General features: G+C 70.7%; 14 protein-coding genes and 1 tRNA gene. 4 read left to right on the top strand and 11 right to left on the bottom strand.

Translation table 11 applies throughout. The features are described 5' to 3' along the window. Positions 1–133: 133 nt before the first annotated feature. From ACIRPK_RS15450 to ACIRPK_RS15415, 8 genes are all read right to left on the bottom strand, one after another. Positions 134–1,147, bottom strand: a complete 1,014-nt coding sequence (locus ACIRPK_RS15450; protein WP_403038279.1) for a LacI family DNA-binding transcriptional regulator — start codon at positions 1,145–1,147, stop codon at positions 134–136. A gap of 149 nt (positions 1,148–1,296) precedes the next feature. Then, positions 1,297–5,517 carry a discoidin domain-containing protein gene (locus ACIRPK_RS15445; RefSeq protein WP_403038293.1) on the bottom strand — a complete coding sequence of 1,407 codons (4,221 nt, stop codon included), beginning with the start codon at positions 5,515–5,517 and terminating at the stop codon, positions 1,297–1,299. A 332-nt stretch (positions 5,518–5,849) separates the two neighbouring features. Continuing rightward, positions 5,850–7,475: a glycoside hydrolase family 13 protein gene (locus tag ACIRPK_RS15440; protein ID WP_403038276.1), complete on the bottom strand. Its 1,626-nt coding sequence runs from the start codon at positions 7,473–7,475 to the stop codon at positions 5,850–5,852. A gap of 54 nt (positions 7,476–7,529) precedes the next feature. Continuing rightward, entirely contained in the window at positions 7,530–8,426 is an 897-nt protein-coding gene (locus ACIRPK_RS15435; protein ID WP_403038273.1) for a carbohydrate ABC transporter permease, read from the bottom strand. A 2-nt stretch (positions 8,427–8,428) separates the two neighbouring features. After that, positions 8,429–9,358 carry a carbohydrate ABC transporter permease gene (locus ACIRPK_RS15430; protein WP_403038271.1) on the bottom strand — a complete coding sequence of 310 codons (930 nt, stop codon included), beginning with the start codon at positions 9,356–9,358 and terminating at the stop codon, positions 8,429–8,431. 73 nt (positions 9,359–9,431) lie between these two features. Further along, positions 9,432–10,793, bottom strand: a complete 1,362-nt coding sequence (locus tag ACIRPK_RS15425) for an extracellular solute-binding protein (protein WP_403038269.1) — start codon at positions 10,791–10,793, stop codon at positions 9,432–9,434. Positions 10,794–11,061: 268 nt separating this feature from the next. Beyond that, entirely contained in the window at positions 11,062–12,993 is a 1,932-nt protein-coding gene (locus tag ACIRPK_RS15420; RefSeq protein ID WP_403038266.1) for a DUF1906 domain-containing protein, read from the bottom strand. Positions 12,994–13,119: 126 nt separating this feature from the next. After that, a complete protein-coding gene (locus ACIRPK_RS15415; protein WP_403038263.1) occupies positions 13,120–13,611 on the bottom strand; it encodes an Lrp/AsnC family transcriptional regulator in 492 nt (163 codons plus the stop codon). Positions 13,612–13,723: 112 nt separating this feature from the next. Between ACIRPK_RS15415 and ACIRPK_RS15410 the strand changes: the two genes are divergently transcribed. Next, positions 13,724–15,337, top strand: coding sequence for a histidine decarboxylase (locus ACIRPK_RS15410; protein ID WP_403038261.1), 1,614 nt, complete (start codon positions 13,724–13,726; stop codon positions 15,335–15,337). 77 nt (positions 15,338–15,414) lie between these two features. On the opposite strand, the gene ACIRPK_RS15405 is transcribed toward ACIRPK_RS15410, so the two are convergent. Beyond that, positions 15,415–15,488 (bottom strand) — tRNA-Thr (locus ACIRPK_RS15405). A gap of 281 nt (positions 15,489–15,769) precedes the next feature. Here ACIRPK_RS15405 and ACIRPK_RS15400 point away from each other — a divergent pair. The 3 genes from ACIRPK_RS15400 to ACIRPK_RS15390 all read left to right on the top strand — a co-directional run bounded on the left by ACIRPK_RS15400 (position 15,770) and on the right by ACIRPK_RS15390 (position 18,359). Beyond that, the gene (locus tag ACIRPK_RS15400; protein ID WP_403038258.1) at positions 15,770–16,861 is read left to right on the top strand and encodes an ABC transporter ATP-binding protein; all 1,092 of its coding nucleotides are present in this window, start codon (positions 15,770–15,772) and stop codon (positions 16,859–16,861) included. A gap of 193 nt (positions 16,862–17,054) precedes the next feature. Continuing rightward, on the top strand, positions 17,055–17,492 hold the full coding sequence (locus ACIRPK_RS15395; protein ID WP_403038255.1) for a hypothetical protein: 438 nt from the start codon (positions 17,055–17,057) through the stop codon (positions 17,490–17,492). A gap of 120 nt (positions 17,493–17,612) precedes the next feature. Further along, on the top strand, positions 17,613–18,359 hold the full coding sequence (locus ACIRPK_RS15390; protein ID WP_403038252.1) for an NDP-sugar synthase: 747 nt from the start codon (positions 17,613–17,615) through the stop codon (positions 18,357–18,359). 121 nt (positions 18,360–18,480) lie between these two features. Here the strand turns inward: ACIRPK_RS15390 and ACIRPK_RS15385 are convergent, their stop codons facing one another. Continuing rightward, positions 18,481–19,983: a DoxX family protein gene (locus tag ACIRPK_RS15385; protein WP_403038249.1), complete on the bottom strand. Its 1,503-nt coding sequence runs from the start codon at positions 19,981–19,983 to the stop codon at positions 18,481–18,483. Between the two features lie 182 nt (positions 19,984–20,165). Next, positions 20,166–21,161, bottom strand: coding sequence for a 23S rRNA (guanosine(2251)-2'-O)-methyltransferase RlmB (gene rlmB / locus ACIRPK_RS15380; RefSeq protein WP_403038246.1), 996 nt, complete (start codon positions 21,159–21,161; stop codon positions 20,166–20,168). Between the last annotated feature and the right edge of the window lie 75 nt (positions 21,162–21,236).

Below are 21,236 nucleotides of genomic sequence, written 5' to 3'. Positions count from 1 at the left end.
AGCCGCACAGGCCCCTGAGGGTCTCGCTTATCCCGGATCTTGAAGTCCATCGCATCCCCTGAGCCGGGGTGTTGCAACGACCACTAGAACCTAAGGTCGGTGTCAGGGCCTTCCCGCATGTGCGGTGGAGCGGTCAGCCGCGCGAGCGCGGCGGTGCGGTCGAGCCGCGCACCACCAGCTCGGGCTCGAACAGCAGCTCGTCGTGGGTGATCTTGGCGCCGCCGATCTCCCCGGCCAGCAGGTCCACCGCGGCCCGGCCCATCGCCTCGATCGGCTGCCGGACGGTGGTCAGCGGCGGGTCGGTGCAGTTCATGAACGACGAGTCGTCGTAGCCGATCACCGACACGTCGTCCGGCACCGAGAGCCCGGCCCGGCGGACCGCCCGGACCGCCCCGAGCGCGAGCGGGTCGCTCGCGCAGATGATCCCGGTGACCTCCTGCCGGAGCAGCCTGGTGGTGGCCGCCTGGCCGCCCTCCAGGGTGAACAGTGCCCGCTCCACCTGGAGGTCGGGCAGCTCCAGCCCGGCCTTCGCGGCGGCCAGCCGGGCCGCCGTCAGCTTCCGCTGGGACGGCACGTGGTCGCTCGGGCCGAGCACCAGGCCGATCTTCCGGTGCCCCAACTGCCGCAGGTGGCCGATGGACTGCTCCACGGCCACCGCGTCGTCGCAGGAGACCCGGGCGAAGTCCAGGCCGTCGATCGCCGCGTTCAGCAGCACGGTGGGGAGGCTGCGCTCGGCCAGCCGCTCGTAGTGCTCGTGCGCCGCGTCCGCCTGGGCGTAGAGCCCGCCGAAGAAGACCACCCCGGAGACCTGCTGGGAGAGCAGCAGGTCCACGTAGTCGGCCTCGGAAACGCCGCCCGCGGTCTGGGTGCAGAGCACCGGGGTGAAGCCCTGGCCGGCCAGCGCGCCGCCGACCACCTCGGCGAAGGCCGGGAAGATCGGGTTCTGCAGCTCCGGCATCACCATGCCGACCAGCCGGGCCCGCTCGCCGCGGAGCTGGGTGGGCCGCTCGTAGCCGAGCACGTCCAGCGCGGTCAGCACCGCCGCCCTGGTCGCCTCGGAGACACCGGGCTTCTCGTTCAGCACCCGGCTGACCGTAGCCTCGCTGACCCCGACCTTCTGCGCCACCTGGGCAAGTCGTCGTGTCATGCCGTGAGTGTACGTCTTCTGCCGCAAGGTTTTTGCGGTTTCTTGCGCTGTGATCGACATGCCTTCTCCGGACAACTCGGTCCTTTCCCGGACAGCCGGAAGTGCCGCCGGGAGGTCAGGACTCCCGACGGCACCGTTCCGGAGGGGTGTTACGGATTGACGGTCAGGGTGAAGGTGGAGGTGGTGTTCCGGATGTTCTGGAAGTTGCCGCTCAGCCGCAGGTTGTTGAAGACCGCGGTGCCGACCGCCGGGCCCTGACCGGCCTCGGCCGCCTCGTTGACCCAGATCCCGTAGCCCGACTTGGCGTCGTACGCGTCACCGCTCTTCTGCGCCCCGCTGATCGAGACGTTGGTGAACACGGTGTCCTTGACCGGGAACTGCGGCTGACCGCCCACGTAGTTCGTCTGGAACATGATGCCGTGGTAGGTCGGGTCGACGATGTCCACGTCGCTCACCCGGATGCCCTGGAACACCTTCGAGGCCGAGAAGACCCAGATGCCCGGGAAGGTCTGCGAGCCCCAGAAGTGGCCGCCGGCCCGGACGATGGAGATGTTCTGCAGGTTGGTCGGGTCGGTCCCGAAGCCGTTCATCGGGTACCCGAAGTCCAGCGAGCTGATGGTGATGCCCGAGTAGACCAGGGTGTCGGCGATGTGGATGTTGCGGAAGGTGTTGGCGTACCCGCCGTACACCGCCACGCCGGCCGCCCGCCAGGTGAGGATCGAGGTCAGGTTCTCGAAGACGTTGTTCTTCTCGTCCGCGCCGCCCGCGTCGATCGCGGAGAACAGCGCGAAGGAGTCGTCACCGGTGGCCCGGGCCTCGTTGTTGCTGATCAGGTTGTCGGTGCTGCCGTTGGTCATGTTGATGCCGTCGGCGAAGGTGTCCCGGATCCGGGAGTTCTTGATCACCATCGAGTCGGTGTTGGCGCCCCAGTACATGCAGACCATGTGCTCGACCCAGATGTTGTCGATCACCGTGTTGGCGACGTTCGAGAAGTCGAAGACCTTGCCGGGGCCGTCGATCCGCGAGGTGTAGTTGCCGAAGTAGGCGAAGCCCGCGAAGGTCGAACCGTTGGCCGAGGCCTCGGAGCGGAAGCCCACGTCGGTGTTGGACTGGGTGGTCGGCGCGTAGAACCGGGTGAACCAGGGGCCGGCCCCGATCACCTTGACGGCCTTGCCGTAGACCTGGAACTTGCTGGCGGTCTGGTAGTCACCGGTCGGCAGGTAGACGCCGACCAGGGTGCCGGTGGTGTCCATCCGGACCTTGTCCAGGGCGTTCTGCACGTCCTGGTGGGTGAAGCCGGCCGGCACCGCGTAGTGCGCCGGGTCCGGGTTCGGGGCGGCGGTGGCCTGCTCCAAGCTGACGAAGTCGATCGCGTACTGCGAGGTGTTGCCCGCGTCCTTCTGCAGCTTGATCTTGCTGCCCGCCGGGACGTTGGTGCCGAGCAGCACGTTCGCCTCGTCGTAGATGTGCCGCTGGCCGCCCGCACCGGGCGAGTTGCCCGGACCGGTCTCGCTGCCGTACAGCCAGGCGTACTTGGAGGTCAGGTCGATGGTCTTGAGGAAGCTGCCGTTGACGTAGACGCTCAGGGTCGAGTTGATGCCGTCGCCGCCCGCGGCGTCCGGGATGGAGAACCGGGTGACCAGGGTGTTGGTCGGCGCCTTGGTGGTGAACTCGACCGAGGCGCCGGTGGAGTTGAGCGTCACCGCCCGGCGGCCGCTGGCCTCGCCGGCCAGGTCGCCGACGGTCCGGTTCGGGCCGACCAGCGAGGCTCCGCCGGCCAGCACGCCGTCCTCGGCCTCGTAGGTGTCGTACGGCATGTTGGCGCCGCGGCCGACGAACAGCGACTGGCTGCTGGTGTTGTTGGCCTGCTTGACCGGCAGTTCGTTGGCGTCGTTGGCGATCACCGTCGTGACGGTGTACTTGCCGTTGCCCGCCGTCCAACTGCCCAGGCTGACCGGGGAGGTGGTGGCGCCGGCCGCGATCGCACCGCTGTAGGAGCCGGTCAGCGTCTTGACCACCGCGCCGCTCTGGTCGGTGACGGTCAGCGTGATGCCGTGCGCACCGGCGGCCGAGGCCACCGTGCCCTGGTTCCTCAGCGCCACCGAGAACCTGACCGCGTTGCCGGTGGCCGGGTTGCCCGGCGACCAGCTGACCGGGGCGGCCAGCAGGTCCGAGCTGGCGACCTGACTGACCACCAGGGCGGCCGGGGCGGTGTAGCCGTTGTTGCTCTCGTCCCGCTCGACCACGGTGTTGGCCGGGTCGACCTTGGCGCTCACCTGGTAGCTGCCCGCGTTCTGCGGGCCGGCGTTCACCGAGACGGTGCCGGTGGCACCGGCGGCCAGCGCGCCGACCTGCGCGGTGCCGACCTTGGTCGACCCGAGGAACAGGTCGACGGCGGTGGCGGCGGAGGGCAGCGTGCCGACGTTCTTGACCGTGGCGGCCAGCGTGACGGCGTCGGTCTCCACCGGGTTGGCCGGGGAGGCGGTGGTGCCGGTGACGGTCAGGTCCGGGTTCGGCGCCGGAGTGCCGATCACCTGGAACTCGGCCACCTGGCCGCCGCTGGAGCCGGAGTTGGCGGTGATCCGCAGCTGGACGTCGGCCACCGTGGCCCCGACCGGGATGGTCACCGTGTTGCCGGAGGCCGGGTCGAAGGCGTAGCTCTTCGCGGCCACCAGGCTGCTGAGCCCGCTCGCCCCCTGGTCCCGGCCGAGCACCTCGATGGTCTGGGTGCGCGGGCCCCAGGCCGCCGCCGGGTTGAGCTTGACCACCACGGAGTCCACCACGGCGTTCGAACCGAGCGGCACCGTCAGGGTGTTGGGGTAACTGTTCGAGTTCCCCTCCCAGTAGGTGGTGACGTCGTTGTCGTTGGCGTTCGCCGCGACGAAGGTGAAGATGCTGGACGAGGCGGTGATCGCCTTGCCCGGCGCCAGGTTGGTGCCACCACCGCTGCTGCCGCTGCGCAGCACGGTGTTGCTGCTCGCCGACTGGTTGCCCGCCGCGTCCTTCGCCTTGACGTAGTACGAGACGGTGGCGCTGTCCGGCTGGCTGTCGGTGTACGTCAGCACGTTGCCGGCCACACTGCTCCGGAGCGCCCCGTTGGCGTAGACGTCGTAGCCGGTCACGCCCACGTTGTCGGTGGCCGCACCCCAGGTCAGCTTGATCTGCCCCGAACCCGGCTGGGTGTACGCCAGGTTGGCGGGCGCGGACGGCGCCTGGGTGTCCCCGGTCGCGCCGGTGCGGGTGACGGTGTTGCTGTTCCCGGACTGGTTGCCGGCCGCGTCCTTGGCCCGGACGTAGTACGAGACGGTGGCGCTGTCGGGCCGGGTGTCGGTGTACGTCAGCACCCCGCCGCCGACGCTGGTCAGCAGCTCGCCGTCGGCGAAGATGTCGTAGCCGGTCACGCCCACGTTGTCGGTGGCCGCGCCCCAGGTCAGCTTGATCTGACCCGAACTCGGCTGGGTGTACGCCAGGTTGGCCGGCACCGACGGCGCCTGGGTGTCCCCGGTGGTCGGCCCGTACGCCTCCAGCTCGGCCAGCTGGGCGGCCGGCCAGGCCGTGTTGGCGGTGACGTTCAGCCGGATGTAGCGGGTGGTCGCGGTGCCGAAGTCGACGGTCACGGCGTTGCCGTTGGCCGGGTCGAAGACGTAGCCGGTGGAGGTGGCCAGGTCGGTGAAGTTGGTGCCGTTGGAGCTGCCCTGGACCGCGAGCGTCTGGGTGCGCTTCTCCCAGCCCGCCGGGAGCTTCAGCACCAGCTTGTTCACCGCGACCGAGGAGCCCAGGTCGAGCTGTATCCACTGCGGGAACGCGTTGTTGGCGCTCTCCCAGTAGCTCGCCTGGGAGCCGTCGTTGGCGTTGTTCGCGGTGTAGGTCTGGCTGTAGCTGCTCGCGGTGAGGTTGCGGCCCTGGGCCAGGTTGGCGCTGGTGCCGGTGGCGCCGTGCACCTCCAGCTCGGAGATCTGGGCGGCCGGCCAGCCGGTGTTGGCACTGATCGCCAGCCGGACGAACCGGGTGGTGGCGGCCGGGAAGCCGATCTTCACGGTGTTCGCGGCACCCGGGTCGAAGCTGTAGCCCGTCGAGTTGGTCAGGGTGCTGAAGCTGGTGCCGTCGGCGCTGCCCTGCACGGCCAGCGTCTCGGTGCGGCTGCCCCAGGCGCCGGGGAGCTTGAGCACCACCTCGTCCACGCTGGTGGCCGCGCCGAGGTCGACCTGCACCCACTGCGGGAGGCTGCCGTTGGTGCTCTCCCAGTAGGTGGACTGGTTGCCGTCGTTGATGTTGCCGACGGCCTGGCCGCCGGTGGAGCTGCTGGCCGCGACGGCCTTGCCGGCCGCCAGGTTGGGGCCACCGGCCGCCGAGGCGGTGGTGGGCAGCATCGGGCCCGCCAGGGCGAGCAGGCTGATGGTGGCTGCGGTGGCCACCAGTCGGGGGATCGGTGCTCGGGTTCTCACGGTTTCCTCTGTCTCGTCGTCCGAACGATGGGTGGGGGTGAGGAGCTGGGAACCTTGCCGGGCTGGTGGGGACCGGGCCATCCGGGACCTCCGGGCGGAGGGTGCGGGGCGGAGCGGCGCCCGGCCCGGGTGGGCCGGGCGGAGGGTGGTCCGCGCCGGTGCGCTGCGGTGCTGCCGTGCTGTGCTGCCGTGCTGTGCTGTGCCGCCGTGCGGTGCTGTCCTGTGCCGCCGTGCGATGCCGGGTGTCGCGGTGGTGCTCAGCCGAGCCGGAGCCAGACCGCCGTGTCGGTGGGGAGCAGCCGGCCCTCGGTGAGCGGGCCGCTGGCCAGCAGCACGGAGTCGTGCGGGGGGAGCAGGACGGGATCCGGGCCGAAGTTGACCACGCACTGGAAGTCGGACCCGCGCCGGAACGCGAGCACCTCCGCCGAGCTCGGCAGCCACTCGAACTTGTCGCCGCCCAGCGCCACTTCGGCGCGGCGCAGCCGGAGTGCGGTGCGGTAGAGCGTGAGCATCGAGTCAGCCCGGGCCGACTGGGCCTCGACCGTGAGGTCGGCCCAGTCGGCCGGCTGCGGGAGCCAGGGCTCGGCCGGAGCCTGGCTGAACCCGTACGGGGGTCGGTCGCCCGACCAGGGGAGCGGCACCCGGCAGCCGTCCCGGCCGGGATCGGTACCGCCGGACCGCAGGTGCATCGGGTCCTGCAGCCGGTCCAGCGGCAGGTCCTCGACCTCGGGCAGGCCGAGCTCCTCGCCCTGGTACAGGTAGACCGCACCGGGCAGGGCCAGCGAGAGCAGGGCGGCCGCCCTGGCCCGGCGCCGGCCGAGCGCCAGGTCGGTGGGGGTGCCGAAGGTCTTGGTGGCGAAGTCGAACCGGGTGTCCCGGCGGCCGTACCTGGTCACCGTCCGGGTCACGTCGTGGTTGCACAGCACCCAGGTGGCCGGGGCGCCGACCGGGGCGTGCAGGGCGAGCGTGCCGTCGATCGACGCCCGCAGACCGGCGGCCTCCCAGGGGCGGGCCAGGAAGTCGAAGTTGAACGCGGTGTGCAGCTCGTCCGGGCGCAGGTAGCGGGCGAACCGTTCGGCGTCCGGCAGCCAGACCTCGCCGACCAGGATCCGCTCACCCGGGTACTCGTCCGCGATCGCCCGCCAGGAGCGGTAGATGCCGTGCAGCTCCTCCCGGTCGGTGAACGGGTGCGGGTCGCGGCCCTTCACGAAGTCCGGCAGCGCCGGGTCCTTGGCCAGCAGGGCGGCCGAGTCGATCCGGACACCCGCCGCACCCCGGTCGAACCAGAACCGGAGGATCTCCTCGTGTTCAGAACGCACCTGCGGGTGCGCCCAGTTGAGGTCGGGCTGCTGGGTGGCGAACAGGTGCAGGTACCACTCGCCGTCCGGCAGCCTGGTCCACGGGCAGCCGCCGAACTCCGACACCCAGTCGTTCGGCGGCAGCTCGCCGTCCGCGCCCCGGCCGGCCGTGAAGTGGAACAGCTCGCGCTCCGGACTGCCCGGTCCGGCCGCCAATGCCGCCTGGAACCAAGGGTGTTGGTCGGAGACGTGGTTGGGGACGATGTCCACCACGGTACGGATGCCCAGCGCGAGTGCCTCGGCGATCAACTTCTCGGCCTCGTCCAGGGTGCCGAACAACGGGTCGACGCCCCGGTAGTCGGCCACGTCGTAACCACCGTCGGCCATCGGCGAGGGATACCAGGGGTTGAACCAGACGGCGTCGACGCCCAGTTCGGCCAGATAGGGCAGGCGGGCGCGGACCCCGGCCAGGTCCCCGGTGCCGTCACCGTCGCCGTCGGCGAAGCTGCGCGGGTACACCTGGTAGATCGCCGCGTCGCGCCACCAGTCCGGGTGCTCGGAGGGGAGCCGGGATTGCTGTCCCACGGTGGGGTCCTTTCGGGTCGGTGCCCGTGCTCGGCTCCGTCGGGCCTGCGGGGCTCAGCCCTTCAGCCCGCCGGAGGTGAGCCCGGACATGATGTTGCGTTGGAAGATCAGGAAGAAGACGACGGTCGGCACCGAGGCGATCGCCAGCGCCGCGATGATCACGTTCTGCGGCACTCCCATCGACAGTGACTTGATACCGATGTTGAGCGTCTGGTTGGCCGGGTCCGGCTGGACCAGCATCGGCCAGAGGAAGTCCTTCCAGACGTTCACCACCGCGAAGATCGACACCACCCCGAGGATCGGCCGCGACATCGGCAGTACGATCGACCAGAGTGCCCGGGTCGGCGTGGCCCCGTCGATCGCCGCCGCCGCCATCAGGTCCTCCGGGATGGAGTCGAAGAACCGCTTCAGCAGGAAGATGTTGAAGGCGTTCGCCACCGTCGGCAGCCAGATCGCCCAGGGCGTGTTGACCAGGTTGACGTGCAGCAACGGCAGGTCCAGCACGGTCAGGTACTGCGGCACGATCAGCACCGCGGCCGGGATCATCAGGGTGGCCAGCATCATGCCGAGGATCAGGTTCCCCAGCACCGGCCGCAGCTTGGACAGCGCGTACGCCGCCGCCACGTCGAACACCAGCTGGAAGGCGAGCGCCCCGAAGGCGTAGTACAGCGTGTTGAACAGCAGCCGTCCCATGCCGAGTTGGCGCCAGGCGGTGGCGTAGGTGTCCGGGTGCAGCTCGGACGGGAAGAGGGTCGGCGGGTTCTGGATCACCTCGGCGGTGGACTTCAGCCCACCGGTCACCAGCCAGTACAGCGGCCCGAGGAAGACCAACGTGAAGCCGGCCACGGTCAGCACCAGCACGGTCCGGTAGAGCAACCTGCCGAGCGGACGGTTGAGTTGGGTCTGCGAGATCAGCGTCCGGGTCAGCGGCTCGTTCACCGGGGCTCCCATGTCTAGTCGGCCTTCCGGGACAGCCGGACGTACAGGGCGGAGAACCCGGCCAGCACGAGCAGCATGATCAGGCCGAGCGCCGAGGCGGCGCCGTAGTTGTTGAAGTTGAAGGCGTACTGGTAGACCAGGTAGACCACCGTGGTGGTGGACCCCTGCGGTCCGTTCCCACCGGTGAGCAGGAAGGGCTCGACGAACACCTGCATGGTGGCGACGACCTGGAGCAGCAGGAGCAGCGAGAGGATCAGCCGGGTCTGCGGGATCGTCACGTGCCAGACCCGCCGCCACAGGCCCGCCCCGTCCAGCTCGGCCGCCTCGTACAGCTCACCGGGGATGCCCTGGAGCGCCGCCAGGTAGATCAGCGTGGCGCCACCCATGTTCATCCAGGTGGACGCGATCACCACCGAGAGCATCGCGGTGTCCGGCGAGTTGAGCCAGGCCGAGGTCGGCAGGTGCAACGCGTGCAGGATGCTGTTGAACAGCCCGAAGTCCGGGTCGTAGAAGTACTTGAAGAGCAGCACCGAGGCGACCGGCGGCATCATCACCGGCAGGTACACCAGGATCCGCAGGTACGACTTGGCGTGCCGGAGCTCGTTCAGCAGCACCGCCACGAAGAACGGCACCGCGAAGCCGAACACCAGCGCCAGCAGCGTGAACAGCAGCGTGTTCCGCCACGCCTGCCAGAAGGCCGGGTCCTGCAGCAGCTGGTCGATGTTGTCCAGACCGACCCAACTGGTCGTCCCCCGCTTGGTCTTCTGGAAGCTCATCACCACTTCGCGGACCATCGGGTACCAGGTGAAGAAGCCGAAGCAGAGCAGTGCGCCGATCAGGAAGCCGTGCGCGGTGAGGTTCTGCCGGACCTTCCGCCACAGTCGGTCCCGGTCCTTGTGGGTGGTGGGTCTGGCCGCCTTCCCGGCGACACTGATCGCTGCCATCGCTTCGTTCTCCCGCTGGATCGTCGGTACTCCCCCGGCGGGGGCCGGCCTGGCGACCGGCCCCCGGGTTCCGCTACTGGAGGCTGGCCAGCACCTGGTTGACCTGGGTCTCCGCGTCGGTCAGGACCTTGGCGATGTCGGCGTTCTTGTCGGTCAGCACCGCCGAGACCGCGTTGTCCATCACCTTGTAGATCTGCTGCGCGTTGGCGGGCTCGGTCTTGCCGGGCACCGAGGCGGCCAGGTACGGCGCGTAGTTCTGCACCGGCACGGTGGCGCTGGCGGCCTTCGCCGCGTTGTCGGCCGTCAGGCTGGCCCCGGTGAAGAAGAACGGCTGCGGCAGACCGACCGGCAGACCGTCGGTCTTGGTCCTGGCGTAGTCGAACTGGCCCTTGCCGATGGTCAGGAACTTGAAGTTGATCCAGGCGATGCCCGCCTTGATCTGCTCCGGGGTGGAGCCCTTCTTGAACATGTAGTCGTTGCCGCCGAGCAGCGCGGCCTTCCCGCCCGGCATCGGGCCCATGCCGTACGCCTCGTAGTCGCCCTTGAGGGTCTGCACCATGTACGTGATGTCGTCCGGCGCGCCGATGTACATGCCGAGCTTGTCGGACGCCATCTGGGTCATCAGGTCGGGCCACTTGAGGCTCTGCGCGGCGCCCATGGTGTTGTCGGTCCAGCGCATGTCGTACAGGTTCTGCAGGACCTGCTTGCCCTCGGGGGTGTTGAACGCGGCCTTCTTGCCGTCCTCGCTCACCATCTGGCCGCCCAGTCCGTACAGTTCGGCCGTGTAGTGCCAGCCGCCCTGGTTGGTCGCGCTGTAGTCGCCGTACCCGTTCACCCCGTTGCCGAGCGCGGCGATCTTCTTCGCCGCCTCCCGGATCTCCGCCCAGGTGGTCGGCGGCTTCTCCGGGTCCAGCCCCGCCTGCTTGAACAGCTTGCGGTTGTAGAGCAGGCCCATCTTGTAGTTCGAGGTCGGCAGGCCGTAGAGCTTGCCGCCGTCCTTGAGGGTGGCCAGCACCGACGGGTCGATGTCCTTCAGCGCCGGGACGGTGGTGTCGTTCACGTACGCGCTGATGTCCTCGGCGCCGCCCGCGTCCAGCACCTGGTTCAGGTCGGTGAAGTAGGTGTAGAAGACGTCCGTCTGCGTCTTGCCCTTGAGCTGGGCGGTGAACGGCGCCGGCTCCTCGCAGGGCGAGGCGTCCTTGCTCTTGATGGTGATCTTCGGGTGGAGCTTGCCGAACGCCGCGATGTCCTCGTCCCACTGCTTGCGCTCGGCCGCCTTGGTCACCGGCGGCTGACAGTCCACGCTGATGGTCACCTTCGACGTCCCGCCACCTCCGTCCGAGTCGCCCGAACTGCTGCAGGCGGCAAGGGACATGCTCATCCCTGCGGCCACGGCGACAACGACGGATCTACGGACGAGCCCAGTTCTGCTCATGACGGAGGAACCCTTCTGCGGGCATGGGTGGGTTGGGTGCCGCAGTGCTGAGTTGGTCTCCCGGCGGCTCCGCCACTTAACCACTGCTCAACAGATGACCACAAGATGTCGACGAGATTTCGCAAAAACGCGACAGGATTGCTCGATCACCTCACTTCGGGACCACCGGCGACCGAACACTCACCCCCACCAGGGCGTACAACGCCACGAGGCCGGCTGCGGGGATCGCTCCCCGCAGCCGGCCTCGGTGGTCTGTCCGGGCTGCCGATCAGCTCCAGCGGCCGGTCAGCGGCGTGTCGGTGGGCTCTCCGAAGCGGAGGCTGTACAGCACGGAGCCGGAGTCGTAGAGGGCGCCGTAGAAGCTGGCCGCCCGCGGCCGGTAGACGCCGATCTTGTCCGTGCCGCTGCCGTTCCAGTCGCCCTTGACCGGGACGTCGCCCGCGTCTCCGAAGACGATCGAGTGGTTGATGGTGACCGAGGTGTTGGAGTCGCTGAGGTAGAAGCCCCGCGTGCTCGGCCGGTAGACACCCACGGTGTCCTTGCCCAGGCCGCTCCAGTTGCCCACCATCGGGACGTCCCCGGGGTCACCCAGCCGGACCGCGAAGGCCACCGTGCGGTTGTCGTTGGTCAGATAGAACGAGCCGGCCGAGGGCCGGTAGATCCCGATGGTGTCCTTGCCCTGACCGGTCCAGTCCCCGATCAGCGGGATGTCACCGGGATTGCCGAACGGGATCGCCGTGCTCACCGTGCGGTTGTCGTTGGTCAGGCAGAACGTCGCGATGGAGGGCCGGTAGATCCCGATGGTGTCCTTGCCCTGCCCGGTCCAGTCGCCGACCAGCGGGATGTCACCCTGCGAGCCGAAGGTCACCGAGTCGGTGACGTTGCCGCGGGTGTCGGCCATCGCGAACGCCTGGGCGGACGGGCGGTAGATGCCCACCCGGCTCTGGGTGTTCCGGGGCGTGGTGCTGACCTGCACGTCGAGGTAGTCGCGGTCGATGTTGATGGTCACCCCGCCCCAGGTCTCGGTGACGTTGCCGTCGTACTGGTGCACCCGCTGGTGGTTGGCCCACCCGCCGGCCGGGACCACCGGCTCGATGGTGTCCGCGGCCGAGTTCCAGCGCGCGGTGAACAGCACGTCGGGCATGGTGTAACCCTTGCCGCTGGCAGCGTTGTTGACCAGGTCCGCGATACCGGTGGACGCACTGCTGTAGACCCCGGAGTTGTAGCCCTGCGCGTGCAGCTCCTTGCTCCAGGCCGAGAGGAACTGCTGCACCGGGCCGGAGTAGGAGGCGACGTTGTACGACTCCATGTCGTAGTACAGCACGCTGCCGGGACCGAGACCGAGCTCCGCCGCCTTCGCCACCGCGTCGTCGGCGGCGGCCGCCCCCTCCGCGTCCGGCGCACTGATCTGGCTCGCCTGCAGGCCGACGTAGACCGGCGTGAAGCGCCATCCCGCCGTGTACTGCTGCTGCATCCAGGCGGCCGTCAGGTTGGGCTGGCTGCAGGCCCGGTTGGCACCGCCGAGGTAGACGCCGATCGCCTGGTAGGGCGAGTTGGCCCGCCAGGCGCTCATCGCGGTGGCGCTGGGGGCGGTGCAGGCGTCGAAGCCCTTGCCGGTGTGGTTGGTCGCGTCGGCCGGCAGTCGCGGCGGCGTCGAGGCCGCCGCGGCGGACGGGGCTGCCGGAGCGCTCTTCGGCGCCGAGCCGGCCGGAGCCGAGCCCGCGGACTTGGACTTGGCCACCGCGCCGGACAGCCCCGCCGAGGCGATGACCGTCCGGATCAGTGCCTGGTCGCCGTTGTACACGCCGGTGACCTTGATCCCCGGACCGGTTGCCCGGACCGTCCGGTCCGTCGCCGAGACCGTGGTGGCCGACGGGGCGTCAGCGGCGCCCGGCTCGATCACCAGCGCCTCGGTGCGGCCTACCACGTGGGCGGGGCACGCCTGCCGGTCCCCCGGCGTCCCGAGGTAGACGGCGTTCCGGTCGAACCGGACACAGGCCGTGGGGTCGGCCGCCAGGTCGATCACCGGCCAACTGCCGGGCGCCTTGAACGAGTACCCCAGGTACGTCACGTCCTTGACGTCGGAGGACGACGCTCCCATCGCGACCGGGGCGGTCCCGAGGCCGGCGACGGACAGCGCCGTCGCAGCTCCGAGGACGGCAAGTATTCGCTGGTGGGATGCACGGGAACCGAGCGGCATGGTGATGATTGCTCCTGCGTCGAGTGGTCCGGACGGCATGTCGGATGCAGCGTAGTGACACCGACCGACACGCCGGTAACCTCACACGTCGTCAGGACCCGACCCGGTTCCCGCCGTTCCCCGGCGTCACGGACCGGGGGTCAGGTGCCGGCGGCCGGCGATCTGCTCGAAGATCAGGTTTGTCCGAGTCTGGGCCACCGCCGGGTGGGTGGTGAGGTGGTTCACCACGAAGTCGCGCAGGGCGTCGGGGTGCGCGAGCGCGACGTGCAGCAGGTAGTCGTCGGAGCCGGCCATGTGGAACACCGCCACCACCCCGGGCAGGTCGGGCGCCACGTCGCGGAAGCTCTCGTTCTGCTCCCGGGTGTGCGCCCGGAGCCGGACCGAGATCATCGCCTGCAGCGGCAGCCCGATCGCGGCGGGCGCGATCTCCGCCCGGAACGCCCGGATCACCCCGCGCTCGCACAGCGTCCGCACCCGGGCCAGACAGGTCGACGCGGCTATCCCCACCGCCTCGGCGAGCGCGTTGTTCGGGGTACGGGCGTTGTCGACCAGGATCCGCAGGATGGCCCGGTCCACGTCGTCGAGGGGCGCGCGGCGAGCGCGGGAGAAGTTCGGCACGGCGCCCAGACTCGCCTGCCGTTCCGACGATCCACAAGGTTTCCAAGGCTTCTTCCGAATGTTCTGCGGACTGCTTCCCCCGCTGCCGTCACAGGTTCCATCCTGGGCTGCCATGAGCCGAACCGACCTCCTCGACGGACCAGCCCTCCCCCACCCGCCGGCCCCCACCGAGGAGCCGGACGCCGCCGACTTCGCGATCCCGGCCGCCGGCCTCGGCAACGAGCAACGCCTGCGTGCCCTCGACCGGTTGGACGGCTACCTGACCAGGAAGCGCCGCAACCTGCTCGGCTACCAGGCCACCCAGGAGATGGGCGGCTGTGCCTTCGACCTCGGCCGGTTCCTCCAGCACAACATCAACAACCTCGGCGACCCGTTCCAGAGCGGCGGCTACAAGCCGAACACCAAGGTCGTCGAACGCGCGGTGCTCGACTACTACGCCGCCCTGTGGCACGCGAACGGGCCGCACGACCCGGCCGACCCGGAGTCGTACTGGGGCTACGTGCTCTCGATGGGCTCCACCGAGGGCAACATGTACGCGCTCTGGAACGCCCGGGACTACCTCACCGGCAAGCCCCTGCTCCGGTCCGCCACCGGCGCCGCCGCCCGCTCGAACTCCCTTCCCCCGGTGGCCTTCTACTCCGAGGACACGCACTACTCCTTCGCCAAGGCCGTCCGGGTGCTGGGCGTCGAGACCTGCCACGCCGTCGGCACCGAGCAGTACCCCGGCGAGTGCCCCCTGGCGGGGGACTGGCCGACCGAGGTGCCCTCCCGCAGCGGGCCGTCCGGCAGTTCCTGGGACGGCACCGGCGAGATCGACGTCGACGCGCTCGCCGCCCTGGTCGAGTTCTTCGCCGCCAAGGGCCACCCGATCTTCGTCAGCCTCAACCTGGGCAGCACCTTCAAGGGCGCCCACGACGACGTCCGGCAGGTCTGCGAACGCCTGCTCCCGATCTTCGAGCGCCACGGCCTGATCCGGGCCGAGGTCACCCACGGCCGCGACCCGCAGACCGGCGCCCCGCGCACCGACCTGCGCCGCCGCTTCTGGATCCACGTCGACGGAGCCCTCGGCGCCGGCTACGCCCCGTTCCTCCGGATGGCCACCGCGGACCCGTCGTTCGGCTGGACCCCGGACACCGCCCTCCCCGAGTTCGACTTCGGACTCACCCTCCCCACCCGGGAGTTCGGCGACCTCGACCTGATCTCCTCGATCGCCATGAGCGGCCACAAGTGGCCCGGCGCGCCCTGGCCCTGCGGCATCTACATGACCAAGGTCAAGTACCAGGTGTCCCCGCCCTCCCAGCCCGACTACACCGGCGCCCCCGACACCACCTTCGCCGGCTCACGCAACGGCTTCTCCCCACTGATCCTCTGGGACCACCTCTCCCGCCACTCCCACCGGGACCAGGTCGACCGGATCCGCCGCGCCCAGGAGCTGGCCGCCTACCTCGAACAGCGACTCCGCCTGCTGGAGCTCTCCCACCACCTCACCCTGTGGCCCGCCCGCACCCCGGGCGCCATCACCGTCCGCTTCCGCCGCCCCAGCCCCGCCCTGGTCACCAAGTGGTCCCTCTCCTCCCAGGACGTCCTCACCACCCCCGGCGACGAATCCACCCGCCGCAGCTACGTCCACGTCTTCCTGATGTCCTCCGTCGACCGCCCCAAGCTCGACGCCCTCCTCGCCGACCTCGCCGACGACCCGGCCCTCCGCACACCCCCACTCTCCTGAGCCCCCGAACACCGAAGAGCCGGCCCCTCGGGGTCACCCCCGACGAACCGGCTCTCCACCACACCCTCCGAACCCGGAGCCCCCTGTCGGGTTCGAACCGACGACCCCCGCTTTACAAGAGCGGTGCTCTGGCCAACTGAGCTAAGGAGGCGAGGTGACCGTCCGCGGCGAGGCCACGGCGGCACCAGTGGGCAGTGTACCGGGCGGTGGTGCCCTGGTGGGGTGGGTTATCGGGGGTCGGCCGGGCGGTCGTGACCGGACTGATGCCGAAATCGGTCGCCCGGAGGGCTGACAATCCGACGATCGGCCGGGTACCGTCGCGAGCAGTCGTCGCGGCGGTGGTTCAGACCACTGACCAGGGACGGCGGACGACAACCCAACCTTTACTCGGATCGTCCGGCACGTTCCTGCCGGTGAAGGAGTGCAAGAACCATGGCTTCTGTCACGTTCGACAAGGCGACCCGGCTGTACCCCGGCGGCACCAAGCCCGCCGTGGACGCCCTGGAGCTGCACGTCGAGGACGGCGAGTTCCTCGTCCTGGTCGGCCCCTCCGGCTGTGGCAAGTCCACCAGCCTCCGGATGCTCGCGGGCCTGGAGGACGTCAACGGCGGTGCGATCCGCATCGGCGACCGCGACGTCACCCACCTGCCGCCGAAGGACCGGGACATCGCGATGGTGTTCCAGAACTACGCGCTGTACCCGCACATGACCGTCGCGGACAACATGGGCTTCGCGCTCAAGATCGCCGGCGTGAACAAGGCCGAGATCCGCGCCAAGGTCGAAGAGGCCGCCAAGATCCTCGACCTGACCGACTACCTGGACCGCAAGCCGAAGGCGCTCTCCGGCGGTCAGCGCCAGCGTGTCGCGATGGGCCGCGCGATCGTCCGCGAGCCGCAGGTCTTCCTGATGGACGAGCCGCTCTCCAACCTGGACGCCAAGCTCCGCGTCTCGACCCGCACCCAGATCGCGTCGCTCCAGCGCCGCCTGGGCATCACCACCGTCTACGTGACGCACGACCAGGTCGAGGCCATGACCATGGGCGACCGGGTCGCGGTGCTCAAGGACGGTCTGCTCCAGCAGGTCGACACCCCGCGCAACATGTACGACCGCCCGGGCAACCTCTTCGTGGCCGGCTTCATCGGCTCGCCCGCGATGAACCTGGTCGACGTCCCGCTGGTGGACGGCGGCGTGAAGTTCGGCGGTTCGGTCATCAACGTCTCCCGGGACGAGCTGGCCGGCGCCGGCACCGACAAGAGCGTGACCGTCGGCATCCGCCCGGAGCACTTCGAGATCGTCCCGGCCGGCGGCATCGAGGGCGTCGCGGTCACCGTGAACGTGGTCGAGGAGCTCGGCGCGGACGGCTTCGTCTACGGCACCACCAAGATCGGTGGCGACGACAAGGACATCGTCGTGCGCGTGCACGGCCGTCAGATCCCGCAGAAGGGCGAGACCATCCACGTGGTCCCGACCGGCGGCGAGACCCACGTCTTCAACACCACCACCGGTGCCCGCCTGAGCGCCTGACGACCCGTCGCGGGGCGCGGCGGCGCCTGACGACTTGTCGACATCACGAACCCCCGGCCGGAGCTTCTCCGGTCGGGGGTTCGGTCGTCCGTGCGCCGTGCGTCAACCGGATGGCAGGACGAAACAGGACACGCGTCACTCATTGGGGTAACGGAGGGCGACCCGGGCCCCACGCACCGCTACGCTCCTGACCGTGAAGCAGCTCGTGCGCCGCATCGGCCAGACCGTTGCCCTGACCCTGCCCGTGATCCTGGTGACCACCGGCACGCTCGCCGTCACCCGCGTCCCCTGGGCGCCACCCACCGGCCTCGACCAGCAGGTGGTGGCCGCCGCCAGTGGCGACGGCACCATCGGCCGCACCGCGGCCGCCACCAACACGCAGGGCATGGCCCCGCAGGACGCCCTCCGGGTCGACCTGATGGACGAGCTGCGCACCCACAACCCGGGGACCGCGCTCGACCTGCTGGAGCGCACCATGCGGGAGAAGCCCACGCTCACCCCGTACTGCAGCACGCTGGCCGCCGACCTCGGCAAGGCCGCCGTGCGCAAGTACCAGGGCGACGCGCAGCGGGCCCGCTCGTTCGCCCGCCCGGTCTGCGACGGCGCGTTCGCGGCCGGCGTGGTCGGCTAGCCACCCACCCCTACGCCCGACAGGCGGCCCGACAGGCGGCCCGACAGGCTCGGCCGGTCCGGCCGGGGCGCGATCCCGGGGCACCCCGTGCGGTCACCCCGGCGGCCCTAGAGTGCTGTCATGACCGCTGACTCGACCGCACCGCACCCGCACTCCCCCGCCGTGACCCAGGCCGTCATCCTGGCGGGCGGGCAGGGTTCGCGACTGCGCCCGTACACCGACGACCGGCCCAAGCCGCTGGTCGAGATCCCTGGTACCGGGATGCCCATCCTCGGCCACCAGCTCGGCTGGCTGGCCGCCGAGGGGGTGACGGACGTGGTGATCTCCTGCGGGCACCTCGCCGAGGTGCTCCAGGACTGGCTCGACCGGGCCGACCTGCCGCTCGCCGTCAGCACCGTGGTGGAGACCGTCCCGCTCGGCCGGGGCGGCGGCCTGAAGTACGCGGCCAAGGCCCTCCCCCGGCCCGACGAGCCCTGGTACGCCACCAACGGCGACATCTGGACCCGCTTCAGCCTGCGGGACATGGCCGCCTTCCACCACGAGCGGGACGCCCTCGCGACGCTCGCACTGGCCCGGCCGCGGATCCCCTGGGGCGCGGTGGAGACCGACCAGTTCGGCAACGTGCTGGACTTCATCGAGTCGCCGCCCTCGCCCTTCCTGATCAACGCCGGGCTGTACGTCTTCGGGCCGGGCTTCCAGGAGCTGCTGCCGGACGTCGGCGACCACGAGCGCACCACGTTCCCCCAACTCGCCCGCAGCAAGCGGCTGGCGGGCTACCAGCTGCCCCAGGGGTGCTACTGGCGGGCGATCGACACCGCCAAGGACCTCACCGAGGCCGCCAAGGAGCTGGCGGCGAGCACTTCCTGACGACTGGCGACTGGCGACCAACGACTGACGACTGACGACAGCTCAGAAAAGCGCCCCGGAACGGCCGGAGCGCGGTGGACGGAAGTCGTCCACCGCGCTTCGGCCGTTCACCGGGGCCGGCTCAGGCATCCACCCCGGCGGCGTGAGCGGACCCCGCACCCATCCCCACCAGCAGCGGGGCGCCGAGCACCCCGCCGAGCAGCCCGGGGGTGCCGCTGGAGGCCGGCTTGGCCGGGGTGCCACCCGTGCTGCTGGTCCCGGTGCTGCCGGTACCGCTGCCCGCCGGGGCGCCCTTGGTCGGGGCCGGGGCGACCGAGCCGGACTCCGACTTGGTCGAACGGGGCTTGGCGCTCCCGCTCTTGGCGGGCGTGAGGGTCGGGCTCGGTGCGGGAGTCTTCGGAGCCGGCCCGGCCGGGGCCGGGGTGGGCGACGGGCCGTTGCCGGGCCACATCGGCGAACCGAAGTCGGTCGGGGGCTTGACCGGCACCGGGTCGGGCCGGCCGCCGGTACGGACCGCCGCGCCGAGCATCGAGCCGAGCAGCAGGGTCAGCCCGACCACCACGGCGGTCACCACACCGCTGCGGCGCAGGATCCGCCGGCGCAGCGCGGCCGGGGCCGAGCTGCCGTACCGGCGCCACGCCTCCAGCGCGATCCGGCCGTCCAGCGAGCCGAACGGCGCCCCGGCGATCAGCAGCGGGCTCCAGGCCGCCAGGAAGATCAGGTCCGGCGTGTCGTAGACCGGCACCGCCCGCCAGCTGACCGTGAACAGCAGCGCTGCCGAGAGGGCCATCGCCGTCCCGGCCGCGACCCGCTGCCAGAGGCCGAGGATCGACAGCACGCCGACCACGATCTGGATGAAGGCCACCGCGAGGCCGGAGCCCACCGGGTGCGCCATCGCGAAGTCCAGCAGCGGCTGGGCCACGCCCCACGGGTGCAGCGAGGAGAGCCAGCGCATCATCGAGCCGCGGTCGCCGCCGTCGAAGTACACCGGGTCGCAGAGCTTGCTGAACCCGGCGTAGACCGAGAGCGAGCCGAGCACGATCCGCAGCGGCAGCAGCACCAGGCCGAGGTCGACCTTGCGGCCGGGGTACTTGCCCTGGCCGTAGTCGGTGCCGACCGCCGAGACCTCGGGCAGCTCGCCCGTCGGGGCCCAGCTGTCCACCGGCTCCGGGACGGGCGGCCTGGCCGGCCGGTACGCCTGGAGCTGTTCGGTGGCCTCGCCGCCGACCGGCCGGGCCGGGGCCGGCACGGTGTTGAGGCGGACCGCCTCCAGCAGCTGGGTGGCCGCCAGGTCGCCGGGGGGCGCCTGGCCCGTCCAGGTGACGGCGGTGACCCGCCCCTTGCGCCGGACCGGGGTGGCACCAGCCACCACCGCGCCGCCCGCACCGGCCAGCGCCGGGACCTGGAGCCCGCCGACCACGACCTGGGGGGTGACCATCGGGCGTGGGGTGAAGCCCGCCATCCCGTACGGATCGCCGAAGGCCGCGCCCGCCGGGGCGTCGATCAGCGGGGCCACCGGGGCGGCCAGCCGGACCCGGAAGCTGGCCTGGGTACTACTGAGCCGAGCCGGGTCGGACGGCACCTTGACCGTGTTGAGGCCGGGGCCGGCATCTATTCCCGCCATGCCGCCCGGGGCAGGGCGCCGAGGTGTTCTGGTGTCCACACCCGTCTAACCGGGTGACGGCCGGTTAGGACACTCTCCCGGGTGGATTCCCGGCCCGGATTGAAGTGATCATGAGTAAACCGATCGGGCCTGACCAGGCCCGATCGGTTCACTACGACAAATGAGCGTCAAGCTCCGTCGGGTCAGGCGCCCTTGGCCCGCAGCCGGGCGGCCTCGTAGAGCACGATGCCCGCCGCCACACCGGCGTTCAGCGACTCGGTGGCCCCGGGCATCGGGATCCGCACCCGGATGTCACAGGTCTCCGAGACCAGCCGGGAGAGGCCCTTGCCCTCGCTGCCGGCCACGATCACGACCGGGCCGGTGAGCGCCGCCAGATCGCCGATCTCCGCCTCGCCGTCGGCCGCCAGGCCGACCACGATCAGGCCGGCCTTCTGGTAGCCCTCCAGCGCGCGGGTCATGTTGGTGGCGCGCGCCACGGGCAGTCGCGCCGCAGCGCCCGAGGAGGTCTTCCACGCCCCGGCGGTCATGCCGGCGGCCCGACGCTCCGGGATCACCACGCCGTGCGCCCCGAAGGCGGCGGCGGAGCGGACCACGGCGCCGAGGTTGCGGGAGTCGGTGACCCCGTCCAGCGCGATCACCAGCGGGTCCTCGCCGTTGTCGGCGGCGTCGGCCAGCAGGTCGTCCGGGTGCGCGTACTCGTACGGCGGGACCTGGAGCACCATGCCCTGGTGGTTCATCCCACCGGTCATGTTGTCGAGCTGGACGCGCGGCGCCTCCATCAGCGGCACACCGCGCTCGGTGGCGGCCTGCAGCGCCTCGCGCACCCGGTCGTCGGTGTCGATGAACTGCAGCACGTACAGCGCGGTGGCGGGCACCCCGCCGCGCAGCGCCTCGACCACCGAGTTGCGACCGAAGACCAGCTCGGCAGCGCCCGAGCCGCCGCGCCCGCCCCGGCCGCCGGCCCCGGCCCGGCGCATGCCGGCCCGCGACTTGGCGTCCATCTCGCGCTTCACGGCGGCGTTGGCCTGCCGCTGCTTGATGTGACCCTTGCGGGCCGAGGCGGGCGGGGTCGGGCCCTTGCCCTGGAGCGCCTTCCGGCTGTGCCCGCCGGTGCCGACACTCGCGCCCTTCTTCGAGTCGGGGTTGCGTCGGTTCCTGCGCTGGCTGTTGCCGGCCATGGCTGTACTTCCCTTGTCTGTCTCGCACGCCCCGGCGGCGACCGCCGACGGCATGCTCTGCGTCATGCGGATGGG

Origin of the sequence: Kitasatospora sp. NPDC101801 (assembly GCF_044766665.1) — a bacterium.
In the GTDB taxonomy this organism is placed as follows: Bacteria; Actinomycetota; Actinomycetes; order Streptomycetales; family Streptomycetaceae; genus Kitasatospora.
Note: the sequence above shows the minus strand (reverse complement) of the source record. Positions and strands in the feature narration are given on the sequence as shown.